The organism is Capnocytophaga sp. G1920, assembly GCF_051417515.1.
The window spans coordinates 39585-53058 of record NZ_JBPRKH010000005.1 but is presented as its reverse complement, the minus strand read 5'-3'; the positions used below and the strand labels follow the sequence as shown (position 1 = coordinate 53058).

At 42.2% G+C, this 13474-nt stretch carries 13 protein-coding genes; 6 read left to right on the top strand and 7 right to left on the bottom strand.

What is annotated here, in order from left to right; translation table 11 throughout:
• Positions 1-105: 105 nt before the first annotated feature.
• From ACSQ7D_RS04475 to ACSQ7D_RS04465, 3 genes are all read right to left on the bottom strand, one after another.
• Positions 106-618 carry a host-nuclease inhibitor Gam family protein gene (locus ACSQ7D_RS04475; RefSeq protein ID WP_264860047.1) on the bottom strand — a complete coding sequence of 171 codons (513 nt, stop codon included), beginning with the start codon at positions 616-618 and terminating at the stop codon, positions 106-108.
• Positions 619-755: 137 nt separating this feature from the next.
• Complete coding sequence (locus tag ACSQ7D_RS04470; protein WP_289013542.1) at positions 756-1034, bottom strand: hypothetical protein; 279 nt, start codon at positions 1032-1034, stop codon at positions 756-758.
• A gap of 125 nt (positions 1035-1159) precedes the next feature.
• Positions 1160-1357 carry a hypothetical protein gene (locus ACSQ7D_RS04465; protein ID WP_002674087.1) on the bottom strand — a complete coding sequence of 66 codons (198 nt, stop codon included), beginning with the start codon at positions 1355-1357 and terminating at the stop codon, positions 1160-1162.
• 427 nt (positions 1358-1784) lie between these two features.
• On the opposite strand from ACSQ7D_RS04465, the gene ACSQ7D_RS04460 reads away from it, so the two are divergent.
• The 5 genes from ACSQ7D_RS04460 (at position 1785) to ACSQ7D_RS04440 (ending at position 7415) form a co-directional block, all read left to right on the top strand.
• Positions 1785-2612, top strand: a complete 828-nt coding sequence (locus ACSQ7D_RS04460) for a S24 family peptidase (protein ID WP_437135515.1) — start codon at positions 1785-1787, stop codon at positions 2610-2612.
• An 825-nt stretch (positions 2613-3437) separates the two neighbouring features.
• On the top strand, positions 3438-4406 hold the full coding sequence (trpS, locus tag ACSQ7D_RS04455; RefSeq protein WP_437135514.1) for a tryptophan--tRNA ligase: 969 nt from the start codon (positions 3438-3440) through the stop codon (positions 4404-4406).
• Position 4407: 1 nt separating this feature from the next.
• Complete coding sequence (locus ACSQ7D_RS04450) at positions 4408-5370, top strand: Gfo/Idh/MocA family protein (protein ID WP_437135513.1); 963 nt, start codon at positions 4408-4410, stop codon at positions 5368-5370.
• Positions 5367-6779, top strand: coding sequence for an SPOR domain-containing protein (locus tag ACSQ7D_RS04445; RefSeq protein ID WP_437135512.1), 1413 nt, complete (start codon positions 5367-5369; stop codon positions 6777-6779). The genes ACSQ7D_RS04450 and ACSQ7D_RS04445 overlap by 4 nt, the downstream gene beginning before the upstream one ends.
• 3 nt (positions 6780-6782) lie before the next feature.
• Positions 6783-7415, top strand: coding sequence for a 7-carboxy-7-deazaguanine synthase QueE (locus tag ACSQ7D_RS04440; RefSeq protein WP_437135511.1), 633 nt, complete (start codon positions 6783-6785; stop codon positions 7413-7415).
• A 40-nt stretch (positions 7416-7455) separates the two neighbouring features.
• On the opposite strand, the gene ACSQ7D_RS04435 is transcribed toward ACSQ7D_RS04440, so the two are convergent.
• The 4 genes from ACSQ7D_RS04435 to dprA all read right to left on the bottom strand — a co-directional run bounded on the left by ACSQ7D_RS04435 (position 7456) and on the right by dprA (position 11545).
• Positions 7456-8160 carry a class I SAM-dependent methyltransferase gene (locus ACSQ7D_RS04435; RefSeq protein WP_437135510.1) on the bottom strand — a complete coding sequence of 235 codons (705 nt, stop codon included), beginning with the start codon at positions 8158-8160 and terminating at the stop codon, positions 7456-7458.
• On the bottom strand, positions 8160-9128 hold the full coding sequence (locus tag ACSQ7D_RS04430) for a DUF438 domain-containing protein (RefSeq protein WP_437135509.1): 969 nt from the start codon (positions 9126-9128) through the stop codon (positions 8160-8162). The genes ACSQ7D_RS04435 and ACSQ7D_RS04430 overlap by 1 nt, the downstream gene beginning before the upstream one ends.
• Before the next feature lie 215 nt (positions 9129-9343).
• Entirely contained in the window at positions 9344-10432 is a 1089-nt protein-coding gene (gene dinB / locus ACSQ7D_RS04425) for a DNA polymerase IV (protein WP_437135508.1), read from the bottom strand.
• A gap of 18 nt (positions 10433-10450) precedes the next feature.
• Positions 10451-11545 carry a DNA-processing protein DprA gene (dprA, locus tag ACSQ7D_RS04420; RefSeq protein WP_437135507.1) on the bottom strand — a complete coding sequence of 365 codons (1095 nt, stop codon included), beginning with the start codon at positions 11543-11545 and terminating at the stop codon, positions 10451-10453.
• Positions 11546-11809: 264 nt separating this feature from the next.
• On the opposite strand from dprA, the gene ACSQ7D_RS04415 reads away from it, so the two are divergent.
• On the top strand, positions 11810-12553 hold the full coding sequence (locus tag ACSQ7D_RS04415) for a TIGR03915 family putative DNA repair protein (RefSeq protein WP_437135506.1): 744 nt from the start codon (positions 11810-11812) through the stop codon (positions 12551-12553).
• Positions 12554-13474 lie beyond the last annotated feature (921 nt).

Sequence of the window (13474 nt, the reverse complement as noted above, 5' to 3'; positions counted from 1 at the left end):
TTAAATGTTAAACTTTTTGCCAACTTTGGTAGAGCTTTTTTAAACTCTACCAAAGTTTTTTTTACCTTTGCATCTCACTCCCTATTGCCTGAGGCCTGGGACCTATTACCTAAGCTCCCCCTTCACTTCCACAAAAAAAGTCTCATCTTGAGTCACCACAACTCCTATTTTTGGAAAGAAATCAGCTATTTGCTCATTGTTGCGTTCGGCAAGTAGCTTATCTTTAGCTGGTTCTTCGGCTATACGCACATAAGCAGGCAAAAATTCTTTCAGTAGGTTTGTTACCGTATTCCACGTAAAACCTTTTAGCGTTTTCAGTTTCGGCGTACCTGTGCGGAACCCTATGGTACCGTGCAAACTGTCAAGTGATTTCTTCTTGATAAATAAACTGTCTTTATTTGCTAATGCATAGGCTTGTAACACATCAAAATTGGTGTCTTTTATTTCTTTAAGAGTCGCCAATTCATTCGTGTATTTATTGCGTATAGCTGCAATTTGCTTCTCTATCAACGCATTTATTTTAGTCATTCGCGCCTCTGCCTTTGCATAAGTAGAAAAAGCATTCTCCATTTGTGTTTTAGTTACCCCAGTAGGGATTATTCTTTTTGTTCTTGCCATTTTTGTATTGTTTTTTAATCGTTAATTTTAAATGTAAATAGAAAGAGGTTCATAATCTATTTGTTAATCCAACCCTTCATTGGTATTACTAATTCTAAAATTCTCCCCCCTACCCTACCTTTAGCCCATCGCCAGTTTTACCTTTTATCTTTTACCTTATAAAGCGGGTGTTTCCTTACTGGTTGCCACTCCCTTTGCTCGTCTAGCCAAAGCAGGTGTCGCTCTTCGTCGTATTTAAAGATGGGGGCACGCCAACCATTCTGTTCCACCCACGTTTGTAGTTCTTGCACGCGAGCAGGTACCTCATCCGTACGTCCTGCGCGGTATTGTGAGGTTTGTAGTCGTTCCTCAAAAGTAAGCACCTGCAAAAAACTATCAAGAGCAAGCGCTTGGGTATATTCTAAAAATCTATTCATTGTAATTTTTTTTGTTATTTGTTATTTTTCACTTTACTATTCACTTTTGCATCGCTTTCCCTAATGCCTAAGGCCTAAGTCCTATTGCCTTTGCATCGCTATTCCTAATGCCTGAGGCCTGAGGCCTATTGCCTATTCACTACAAGCCGTCCATATTTTTTCAGTTCACTCCACCAGTTCACCTTATGCCCACTAACTCTTCTAGGCAAATAGCGCACAGGTTGATGATAACTTTTGGCTTTTTCTAACAACACAACCGCTTGCTCGCGGAGCTTGCGCTGTACATACTCATAGTCACTGACTTCATTTAAATGTATTCTCATTGTTTTTAATTTTTAATATTAATTCAATTTATAACCCTAATAATCAATCGTCACATTCTCAGCAACACTAACTTGCCGACTTTACAGGATTTCTTTTTAATAATCCCTTAAAATTCTTACGTCTTCTTACGTTTAATTGCCACTCTACAAGGCGAAGCCCTGATTTTTTTATTCTGAAACTAATTTGTTTTCAATTTCTAATTTCCAAATCTGCTAATTTGCTAATTCCCTCCTGTCCTACATTTTTTAACTAACCTCCCCTCAACAATAATTTTTCTACTGCCATAAGGTCGATTATCCATAAAATTTTTGTACTTTTGCTCATTATTCTATTCATTTTGTTTTACGGTGCAAAATTCGAATAAATTTTCGACATACGCAAATTTTTTTCGAATTATTTTTCGTATTATTTTTTAAATTATTGATTATGAGTGCAATTAATTTTCGTATAAAAGAACTGGTAGACCATTTTTCCAACGGTAATAATAGTGATTTTGCAAATAAAATAGGGGTTAATGAGGCAAATATTAGAAATTACATAGCTGGAACAGAACCTAAATTTAATGTTTTAGAAAAAATTGTTACTACTTTCGAAGTAAATTACGAATGGTTGCTCACAGGTAAAGGTCCTATGTTAAAAAACAAGGAGATTGTCGAAACTCCTCGTGTAGAAATTATCAAACCTTTAAAAATAGAAGGAAGAGATTTAACTCCCAAGGTGGTAGTGGTTGAAGAAGACGAACTTTTTAACCCCATACCCTTAGTGCCTATATACGCTCAAGCCGGCTATCTCAATGGTTATGAAGACCCCGAATACATAAAAGAACTCCCTATGTACAACCTTCCCGAAATGCGAAACGGCACTTTCAGAATGTTTCAAGTAAACGGACTCTCTATGTTCCCCACCCTGCAAGACGGCAGTTATGTGGTAGGGCAATTCGTCGAAAATTGGGAGTGGCTCTCAGATAACAGGGTGTGCGTAGTAGTTACAGAGCGCGACGGAGTGATTGTAAAACGGGTTTTAAACAAAATAAGAAAGTATGGTAGTCTGTATTGCAAATCCGATAATCGCGACTACCCGCATATTACCGTTAGAGCTGAAGATATTAAAGAAGTATGGGAATGTAAAATGCACCTCTCTTTCGAGTTCCTCGACCCTATCCCTGAGTACCAAAAAATCGCCGATTTAGAAGCGAATGTTCAGTTCCTAACCGAACGTGTAGAACAATTAGAACATCACAACAAACCTATTTAGCCTATCAGAATTGGTTTGCGAATTTTTTTGTCCTACACTTTACCAAAGTTATACTGCGTCTCGTGCCACAACCTCATATTCCCCTTGTCATTCGTCACTCGTCATTCGTCCCTCGTCATTTCTTCCCTTTTCCGTCACTACATTCCCCCTTTGGAGGAAGTCCGCGAGAGCGGAGTATGTGAGAAGGGGGAGGTTTCTTTTGATCTTCCACCACACTCCCCCCTATTGCCTATGCCCTAAGACCCCACACCACCTCATTTTCTCATTTCTAAATTTACTAATTTAACTGCCCGTGCGGCTCGCACCACCCCATTTTCTCATTTCCAAATTTGCTAATTCTCTAATTTTTCTTCCCCTTTACTGTCTCTACATTCTCCCTCTCCTTGGGAGAAGTCTCCGAATAGGAGAGTATGTGAACGGGGTGAGGATTCCTCTTTCTTTCGCCTCGAAACCCCGTTTTTAACATTTTTAGCCTTGTTGTATTATATTATGAATCAACTACTTATATACCCTTTCTATACCAATCGTCCAAGATTCGTATAAGCTTCCTATAAGCTCTCTATAAGCTACCCCCACCCTTCTTACACCCTTTTTTCACCAAAACCTCTTCCTCTCCTCTTCCGAACTTCTCCGATATCTTCCGAAAACTCCTATACGTCATTTTTGCGGTATACACTTTGGCAAAGTTTAAAACTTTGCCAAAGTTAATTCTCTCCTCTGGCGCTTCTCTTGTAGCCTTCACCTCATTTCCTCATTCCCAAATTTTCTCATTTCCTAATTATTCCCTATCTTTGCACTTTCTTAACTTATTATTTTAATAAAACAATGGCTCGTGTATTAACAGGCATTCAAAGTACAGGTACTCCCCACTTAGGAAATATCCTCGGAGCAATCCTCCCCGCAGTGCAAATGGCATCAGACCCTTCTAACGAATCGTTTCTGTTCATCGCCGATATGCACTCCCTTACTCAAATAAAAGACGGTGCGCAACTCCGCGCCAACACTTATAGCGTTGCTGCCACTTGGTTAGCTTTCGGTTTAGATACTGATAAAGTAACCTTCTACCGCCAGAGCGATATACCCCAAACCGCTGAACTCTCGTGGTACTTGGCTTGTTTTTTCCCTTACCAACGCCTCACCCTCGCCCATTCGTTTAAAGACAAAATGGACTACCTGCAAGACGTAAATGCTGGGCTCTTCACTTACCCTATGCTAATGGCAGCCGACATACTCTTGTATGATGCTGAGGTCGTACCTGTGGGCAAAGACCAGTTACAACACCTCGAAATTACCCGCGATGTAGCTTCTCGTTTCAATCACCAAATGGGCGAAACCTTTGTATTGCCACAAGCTAAAATAGAGGAGAAAATAATGATTATACCAGGTACCGACGGCGAAAAGATGAGCAAGTCACGCAACAATTTCATCAATATTTTCTTGCCCGAAAAACAACTCCGCAAGCAAATAATGGCAATCCAAACCGATAGTACACCTTTGGAAGCACCCAAAGACCCCAATACTTGCAACGTGATGAGGCTCTACCGCCTGTTAGCTTCTCCTGAGCAAATACTAACGATGGAAGAAGCTTATCGCGCAGGAGGTTATGGCTTCGGTCAAGCCAAACAAACCCTTTACGAACTCATATTAGAAAAATTTGCGACCCCACGCGAGCGCTACGTTTACTATATGGAGCATCTAAGCGAACTCGATGCTATATTAAAAGAAGGTGCTGCCAAAGCACACCGTGTAGCCGATGAAACTTTGCGCAGGGTACGCGCCAAAATAGGATATTAAAATGACAAAATTAAAAGCTGGCGTCCTCGGTGCAGGACATTTAGGAAAGATACATTTGCGATTGCTCAACCAATCCGAAAAATACGAACTCGTAGGATTCTACGACCCCGATGAAGCAAACGCTAAAAAAGTAAGCGAAGAGTTTGGCTACAAGCGTTTCGATAGTATAGATGCGCTCATCACCGAATGTGATATGGTAGATGTCGTAACCCCTACCCTCAACCATTTTATGTGTGCCGAAAAGATTATCAAAGCGGGCAAGCATCTCTTTATCGAAAAACCTATCGCTACTACGGTAGAAGAGGCCGAAGCGATTATCGCTCTTGCCAAAGAACACCACGTGAAAGGACAAGTAGGACACGTAGAGCGCTTCAATCCGGCTTTTATTGCCGTACGCGACCAAATTCACAACCCTATGTTCATCGAGGCACACCGCTTAGCTGAGTTTAACCCTCGTGGTACCGATGTGCCCGTAGTGCTCGACCTGATGATTCACGATATCGATGTAATCCTAAGCGTCGTAAAGTCTAAGGTAAAACACATTTCGGCAAGTAGTGCAATGGTTATTAGTCATTCCCCCGATATTACTAATGCCCGCTTGGAGTTTGAGAACGGTTGTGTAGCCAATATCACTGCCAGTCGTATCTCTATGAAGAATATGCGCAAAAGCCGTTTCTTCCAGAAAGACGCTTATATATCCGTAGACTTTTTGGAGAAAAAAGTAGAAGTAGTGAAGATGAAAGACGCCCCAGAAGTACCTGGTGACTTCGATATGATACTCCAAAATGCAGAAGGAGAGCGCCGTCAAATCTATTTCGAATATCCCGAAATACATAATAACAACGCTATCTTAGACGAGCTCGAAAGCTTTGCCAATGCCATTGTAAACGATACGACCCCTATGGTCACTCTCGAACAAGGCACCGAAGCCCTCCGAATTGCCAAGAAAATAGTAAGTTTATGAAACATATCATCACATTGCTCGCTTCTGTGGGACTCGCTTTCTCCCTAAAAGCACAATCTACTACCGATTTTAACATTAGGTACGAAACCTTTATCAAAGGGGATATCAAAATTATAGGGAATAACATTCTTAACCGTAAAGAAAAACGCAATAGCCCTAACGACCCTTATAACGACCGTAGCCCGAAGGCTAAACTCAACGACGAGTTCGATATGCAATACATCGATATCGATGCTGACCCTAATACGTTTTCATCTAGTAGTGCCAATTTCTCTTACGAAGGAACAGGCGGAAAGGTAGCTTATGCAGGTTTGTATTGGTCGGCTACCTATCCATATGCTAAGGGCACCCTAAGAGGCAATAAAAATATCCCTGTTGATTCCAATAGAGAAGACGCCAGTAGTATACTACTGAAAATACCCGAAACCAATACCTATACCCCTATCGCTGGTGAACTCATTTACGACGGACGCACCGACGATGAGCTAAAAAACTCAGCGCCTTATGTGTATTACGCCAATATCACCAATCTTTTAGCTCCGGCAACTAAAATAGAAGGCGATTATACCGTAGCCAATGTAAAAGCTGCTTTGGGGCAAATTGAAGGCGGTTCGGCAGCAGGCTGGGCGTTAGTAATAGTATACGAAAACCCCGATAGCAATGTAAAGAAAATCATTACTTACGATGGCTTTTCAGCTATTACCAATGAGGCTTCCAAAACCTTTACTTTTAGTGGATTTAAAACCCCTGAGGCAGGCGACTTTAAAACGCGTATTATGGGAGTAGCCCTCGAAGGCGACTTTAATATGGCAGGTGATAACGTAGCTGTTGGCGTACCTGCCAGCGGTAAAACCTCCTCTTTGGAAAGCAAATGGCGCCCTAATCAAAACTTTTTTAGCAGTGCTATTACAAATAACGATGAGATAGTAAAAACACGCACCCCTAACAGCGAAAACACCTTAGGCTTTGATATCTTCCGTATGGATATCAAAAACGACAATCAATACCTGATTCCTAACAACACCAATTCATTAGATTTGAGTTATACACGTAGTCGCGACCGCTATTATTTGTTCCTTACTGCTTTGGAGATAGAAAATAATCCGAAGGAGATTACCCAATTACACCGTTCAACGAGAATAAGCAAACTGAAAGTCACCGATACTCAGCAGGGGTATTATGTAGTAGTGGGAGTCTTCTTAAACTTCAATAATGTAAACAAACGGGTAGAAGAAATGAAGAAATGGGGGTATGATGCCCAAGTGTATTACAATAAAGACCAAGTACTGAACTACATTTATATAGCCCGTTATAATACCTATGACGAAGCTATGAAAAAGGTAGAAGAAGTACGCGAAAACACCGAAATCCCCGACCCGTGGATATTAGATGTGGCTAATTACGAATAATAAATGCTAAACAAAGATACACAGATAGCCTTGCAAAAGGGGGAACTCCTCCCCCTGATGGAGGTTTTTTATACCTTACAAGGCGAAGGTTTCTACAAAGGCACAGCCGCTTATTTCATTCGCTTAGGCGGTTGTGATGTAGGCTGTCATTGGTGTGATGTAAAGGAAAGTTGGCAAGCCGAAGCTCACCCCTTAGTACCCGTAGATACCATTGTAGCCGAAGCCTTAGCACACTCCAAAACTATCATTATTACAGGGGGTGAACCACTGATGTGGAACTTAACTTTACTTACCGAAAAGCTGAGAGCAGGAGGTGCACGCACTCATATAGAGACCTCAGGAGCACACCCGTTATCAGGCACTTGGGATTGGATATGCCTATCGCCTAAAAAAATAAAACGTCCCGTAGGAGACGTTCTTCAAAAAGCTAATGAGCTCAAAATGGTAATCTATAACAATCACGATTTTATTTTTGCCGAAGAAATGGCAACACAAGTATCGCCTGAGTGCTTACTTTACCTCCAACCCGAGTGGAGCAAACGCACTGAGGTAATGCCTAAAATTGTAGATTATGTAATGGCTCACCCTCAGTGGAAAGCCTCTTTACAAATGCATAAATACCTTGACATTAGGTGATAGATAGGGGGTCAGGCATCAGGTGATAGGTATCAGATTGCTAATTTGCTAATTTTGCAAGGTAATCAAAATGCTCTCCTTCGGCGATGAGTTCGCATTGTAAGCCTACTGAAATTGCTACGTTTTGTAAAGTGTTGTAATCTACATACATCCAGGGGAAGGGCTTTTCTTTTCGACCTTTATACTTCACCACATAATCTACCTCTCCATAATAATCGAAATAGAGCGGTACATCATAACTGCCATCGGGGTTCTCATCGAACATATAGATAATATCAGAAGAATCGGTGAGGATTTGTCCGTGTGGAGCTAAGAGTGTTTTCAGATGAGCATAAAAAGCACCCATTTGTTTCAATCGTCCACACATACCTGCGCCATTCATCAGTAAGAGAATAGTGTCGTACTGCCCTGTTGTTTTCAATACATTCTGCACTTTGGCGTTGCGTAAACCTCTCAACAGGCACGCTTCAATAGCCTTAGGTGATAGGTCGATAGAATGTACTTCAAGCTTGCGTTTGTTCTGCAAATAGAGTCCGTGAGAGCCTGCTCCACAGCCTACTTCCAATACTTTTCCTTTTGCCATTTGTAGGGCTTTTTGCTCTAACGCAGGCATCTGTTCAAAGGAACGAAACAAATAAGGCAAGGGCAATACATCTTCTTCGGAAATGGTAGTTTCCGTTTTGATATCTTCGGTGTATTGCCCTTGCTGATAATCTAAAATAGCTTGTCCGAATAAGTCTTTCATTAGTTATCCCACTCCAATAAACGGCGTTCGCCTTCTATTTTTTGAATATCGGTAATATCTTGTGACATTTCAATCACGCCTTTGTAGTTCTTTTCTTTATCGCGCACTGCAAAATAACGCACATAGATAAGGCGACCGCGATAATTGAACCAGAAATTAGCTTCGTTTTGAGTACCTGCTTTGAAGTTCTCTACGATTTTAAGCACTGTGCCCACACTCTTAGGCGGGTGACAGAACTTCACTTCGCGCCCTATAATACCCGCGCTGCGAGGGAATACGCGTTCTTCGCCACGGTTGTAGAAAATCACGCGGTCGTGTTCATCTACAAAAGTGATATCAATAGGGAGGGTTTTGAGCAAGAGGTTTACCTGTTCAACCGTCATATAACCCTCGTCGTAATGCGTAGCATCGTCGCTAAACTGGACATCGGTGCGGGGTTCCGTATCCATTGAAGGGTGTACGTACACCGGTTCGCCGGGGTTGCTATTAGGGTAAGGGGCAGGTTCTTCTTTCAGCATCCAACCTATTTCCTCTTCGCCTTTGCGCATTTCAATCCAATCTTCTTCGGTGAGTAATTGCAAGGCGCTTGGGAACAGGATATTCGCTTCTACATTTAGCAAACGACCTAAGTTATCTTCGATATAGCGCACATTGGTTTGCGCCGCATCAAGGTCTTTTTCTTCTAAGTTTTTGCGTACCAAACGGAAGATATCGCGAATGGTATCGTGGAAAGACCACATATTCTGTGAAGGATTCGTCCAACCGCGTTTTTCCAAGAAAGGGAAGAGCTGGTTTTCTTTGCGAGCAAAGTGTTTTTCTACCGTTGCCAAATGATTAAACACGTTGTAGAATTTCTGATAATCGGTATGAGGGTCTATGCTGAGCAACTCGTCCATAAGTGAGTAAATAAGTTCAGCTTCAAGCATATAGGTATGCACGGGGTGTCCTGCGGGTAAAGTTTGTTCCATAAATGATTTTATTTTAGGACGCAAAGGTATGAAATAATTAGGAAATTAGAAAATTAGAGAATTAGATACGAGCCGTACAGGCAGTCGTAGCACGACGGGCGGGAAATTAACAAGTGAGAGAATTAGCAAATGAGTAGTGAAAAAATGTTTTTTTGATAAGTCAGACTTATTGAGCAAATCGGACAAGTTAGAGGTATAGTGATAACTCTTTCTTATCAATCTGGGAATTCTAGTTTTAGTTGTATGTACATCGGCTTCTTTGCTTCTTCTTTTTCGGGTTCGTTGTTGAGGTGAGAAAGCGAGATACCTAAGAGTCGTACTGATTCGGCAGGGCGTTCTTGATAGAGCAGTTCTTTGATGTGCAAGAGTATGTCGTCTTTACTACTTATGAAATCTTTAAGGGTTTTACTGCGCGTTTGCACCGTAAAGTTACTGTATTTAATTTTCAGGGTAACGGTTTTGCCGGCTACCTGCTGTTTGTCGAGACGACGGACTACGTCTTCGGCTATATGGTCGAGTTCGCGTAGCATATACACCTCGCTGGTGAGGTTCTCGGCAAAAGTTTCTTCTGCACCTACTGATTTGCGTATTCTGAAAGGTTGTACCTCACTGCGGTGAATGCCTCGTGAGAGTTCGTAGTAATAATGACCACTATTGCCAAAATTCCGCTCTAAGAACTCCAATGATTTCTCGCGCAAGTCCTTCCCTTTAAATATCCCCAGCTGGTACATCTTCTCGGTTGTTACTTTACCTATGCCGTAGAACTTGCGCACATCGAGTCTGTCTAAAAAATCTTGCACTTCGGCTTCGGTGATGGTGGTTTGTCCGTTGGGCTTACGGTAGTCGCTGGCGATTTTAGCGATAAACTTATTTACCGAAATGCCTGCCGAAGCCGTGAGTCCGGTTTGTTGGAAGATGCGTTGGCGAATCTCTTGGGCGATAAGGGTAGCCGAAGGGTTGCCCTTTTTGTTTACGGTCACGTCTAAGTAAGCTTCATCAAGGGAAAGAGGTTCGACCAAATCAGTATATTCGTGGAAAATGGCGCGTATTTGCATCGATATTTGCTTGTAGCGCTCGAATCGAGGTTTTACAAAAATAAGATGTGGACACAGTTTGCGCGCTTGCGCCCCGCTGATAGCACTGCGCACCCCGAACTTGCGTGCCTCGTAGCTGGCGGTAGCTACCACACCGCGCGGTTCCCCTCCGCCTACTGCAATTGCTTTTCCGCGCAGTTCGGGGTAGTCGAGTTGTTCTACCGAAGCATAGAAGGCGTCCATATCGATATGTATGATTTTTCTGTTCAAGGGATTAGGATTTAGTAATTAGATTGCTTCAAACATCTTGCCTGGGAGGGGTTTTATCACTCCTTTGATTTCCATTTGAAAGAGGAGATTGGAGAGTTGGTAGATGGGCATTTGGCAACCCAAGGCGAGCTCGTCTAAACTTTGTTTGCCATTGGCTTTGAGAAATGCGCTAATAGTTTCTTCCTCAGGGGAAAGAGATACAAAGAGCTCTTGCTGTACGGCTTTTGGGGCTGGGGTATCCCAACCTAATTGGTAAATGAGGTCTTTGGCTGAGGTGAGTAGGGTTGCTTTACCGTTGCGTATCAGTTCATTGCACCCCATACTATACGGGTCGGTGGTGCGCCCTGGCACGGCAAATACTTCGCGGTTGTAGGAAAAAGCTATATCGGCAGTGACTAAGCTACCGCCTTTTAGTCCGGACTCAACAACTACGGTCGCCTGTGAAAGCCCTGCGATAATGCGATTACGGCTGAGGAAATTCTTTCTATCGAACGGACTCTGGCTACTAAAATCGGTGATGAAACCGCCGTTTTCTTCCATTGCCTCACAATACTTACTATGAGCAGCGGGGTAGATGGTATTGAGTCCGTGGGCAAGACAAGCCACCGTTTGTAGGCGGTGTTTCATCGCTGCCTTATGGGCGGTAATATCTACTCCGTAGGCATACCCACTGACAATTACCACATCTAACGAGGCGAGTTCTTCGATGAGTTTTTCGCAAAAAACTGTGCCATAGCTGGTAATATTGCGAGTGCCTACAATACTGAGCAGTCGTTTATTTTGCAAGTGGATATTTCCTTTTTGGTAAAACAGTATAGGGCTGTCTACACATTGCTTGAGAGAGGAGGGATACTGTTCATCGGTATAAGTTATAATACTGATGTTTTGCTTTTGAGTGAATTGCAATTCGGTTTCTGCTTCGTGCAAACACCGAGCACTGAGTATGTTTTGAGTAATCTTAGAGCCAATACCTGCTACCTTCTCTAAGGCACTTTTGGGTTGAGCGAATACGTTTTGAGCACTTCCAAAGTGTGAGATGAGTTTCTTGGCAGTTATATCGCCTATGAGAGGGATTTTCTTTAAGGCAATAAGATACAACAAATCGTCTTTCATAATAAAGTATTAATGCGTAGTGCAAAGGTATAAATATTTTTTGAAATGGATATAATGAGAGAGAGGCCACAGGCCATAGGCCTTAGGCACTAGGGGGTGTGAGGCATTACGTCCTCACCCCCGTTCCCCCTCTCCAAAGGCGAGGGGGACAAGCTACAAAGGAGGAATGTGGGGACGGTGATTGTACACGAATGTTTTTGTAATATTCTCTCTTTAAAATAAAAAAAGAAGTATATTTGCGGGCTTTTGCGTATTTAACTGTATTTGGCTTTGAAATATTTGGTATACGACAGTACTTTTGAGGGGTTCCTCACAGCGGTATTTGCTGTTTTTGAGTATCGTTACAACGAGGTGACTATTGTAGCGAGACATCGGTTTGCACCTTTGCTTTTTGGCGAGGAGGAAACGGTGTATACCGATGCTAAGAAAGCGCAACGGGTACTTACCAAAATAGAACAGTGTTGGGGTAAAGAAGGGGTAGCGATTGTGCTAAGGGCTTTCTTATCGGAAGAAACACATATGGAAGACTACTTATTGGAGGCTATTAGGCTGATGGTGAAATACCCTGAGGGAAAAGTGTTGGAGAACTTTGCCCATAGGGCTATTGCCTCTATACACAAAGCGGCTAAGAGTGTGGGACGTGAAGTGCACCGAATGAAAGAGTTTGTGCGCTTTAAAAAGGTAGGCGAACTTTACTTTGCCAAAATAGTACCTGAGTATGACGTGTTGCCACTGGTTGTTCCTCATTTCAAAACGCGTTTTTCTGACCAACAATGGGTGCTTTACGACCCTGAAAGGGGTTATGGCTTTATTTACAATCTGCACGAGGTGTTGCCTTTTACTCCTGCGGATAAGCATTTTGGAGCGCTTACTCCGGCTACTGCTGATGCTTATCAAACGCTTTGGAAGACTTATTTTCAGCATATTAACATAGCCGAGCGCAAGAATGCGAAATACCAAATGAGGAATATGCCGAAACGCTATTGGCAGTACTTACCAGAAGTGTAATTTAGTTTCTTTCAAAATAATTTGCGTAGTTCGACTCTATTTACTACTTTTGTCGCCGTTAAAAAAGTGTTTGAGGGCATACGGACGGGGGAATGAGAGAATGAGAAAATTAGCAAATGAGAGAATGAGAAAATTAGCAAATGAGAAAATGAGAGAATGTTTAGGGAGGTTGTAGCACGACAGGCGGAGAAAATTATAGAATTAGGAAATGAGTAAATATTGTCAGTTTATTCAACTTTGCCAAAGTTTGAAACTTTGGCAAAGTGTGTACCCCTAAAAGTGACGCATAGGAGGATTCGGAAGGAAACGGAAAAGTTCGGAAGAGGAGAGGAAGGGTTTTTGATGAAAAAAGGCTATGAGATGGGTGGGGTTAGCTTATAGAGAGCTTATAGGAAGCTTATACGAATCTTGGACGATTGGTATAGAAAGGGTATATAAATAGTTGATTTTTACTATAATACAACAACGCTAAAAATGTTAAAAACAGGGTTTCGAGGCGAAAGAAAAGGGAAGAGGTGATAGAACTTAGGCCATAGGCACTAGGAGGAAGTGTGACGGGAAAGAGAATTAGCAAATTAGCAAATTTGGAGATTAGGAAATTTGTGAGAGGAGTTTAGTGGAAGTGTGGGGACGGAAAATCAAAAGAAACCTCCCCCTTGCCCCCTCTCTGAGGGGGAATGTAGCGACGGAAAAGAGAACTAATGACGAATGAACGAGAGGCGAATATCGAAGAAAATGTGATGAAAATATCCTCTTGGTATTGTATAAACCTCCCCCTAGCCCCCTCTCTGAGGGGGAAAGTGGTGGTGGAAAAGCGATTGAAAGATAGTTTCTTGACCTGCTGGACTTATGGGAGGAGTGGGACGAGAGTGATGACTTTATTAATGTATATAAAATATTTATAAGAGGTATTGTTTACCA

What these genes read in the sequence shown, in the direction of transcription:
- ACSQ7D_RS04440 (WP_437135511.1), top strand. Translation starts at nt 6,783, where the DNA reads ATGCTAAACAAAGATACACAGATAGCCTTGCAAAAGGGGGAACTCCTC.
- ACSQ7D_RS04460 (WP_437135515.1), top strand. Translation starts at nt 1,785, where the DNA reads ATGAGTGCAATTAATTTTCGTATAAAAGAACTGGTAGACCATTTTTCC.
- trpS (WP_437135514.1), top strand. Translation starts at nt 3,438, where the DNA reads ATGGCTCGTGTATTAACAGGCATTCAAAGTACAGGTACTCCCCACTTA.
- ACSQ7D_RS04435 (WP_437135510.1), bottom strand. Translation starts at nt 8,160, where the DNA reads ATGAAAGACTTATTCGGACAAGCTATTTTAGATTATCAGCAAGGGCAA.
- ACSQ7D_RS04445 (WP_437135512.1), top strand. Translation starts at nt 5,367, where the DNA reads ATGAAACATATCATCACATTGCTCGCTTCTGTGGGACTCGCTTTCTCC.
- ACSQ7D_RS04470 (WP_289013542.1), bottom strand. Translation starts at nt 1,034, where the DNA reads ATGAATAGATTTTTAGAATATACCCAAGCGCTTGCTCTTGATAGTTTT.
- ACSQ7D_RS04450 (WP_437135513.1), top strand. Translation starts at nt 4,408, where the DNA reads ATGACAAAATTAAAAGCTGGCGTCCTCGGTGCAGGACATTTAGGAAAG.
- ACSQ7D_RS04465 (WP_002674087.1), bottom strand. Translation starts at nt 1,357, where the DNA reads ATGAGAATACATTTAAATGAAGTCAGTGACTATGAGTATGTACAGCGC.
- dprA (WP_437135507.1), bottom strand. Translation starts at nt 11,545, where the DNA reads ATGAAAGACGATTTGTTGTATCTTATTGCCTTAAAGAAAATCCCTCTC.
- ACSQ7D_RS04475 (WP_264860047.1), bottom strand. Translation starts at nt 618, where the DNA reads ATGGCAAGAACAAAAAGAATAATCCCTACTGGGGTAACTAAAACACAA.
- ACSQ7D_RS04430 (WP_437135509.1), bottom strand. Translation starts at nt 9,128, where the DNA reads ATGGAACAAACTTTACCCGCAGGACACCCCGTGCATACCTATATGCTT.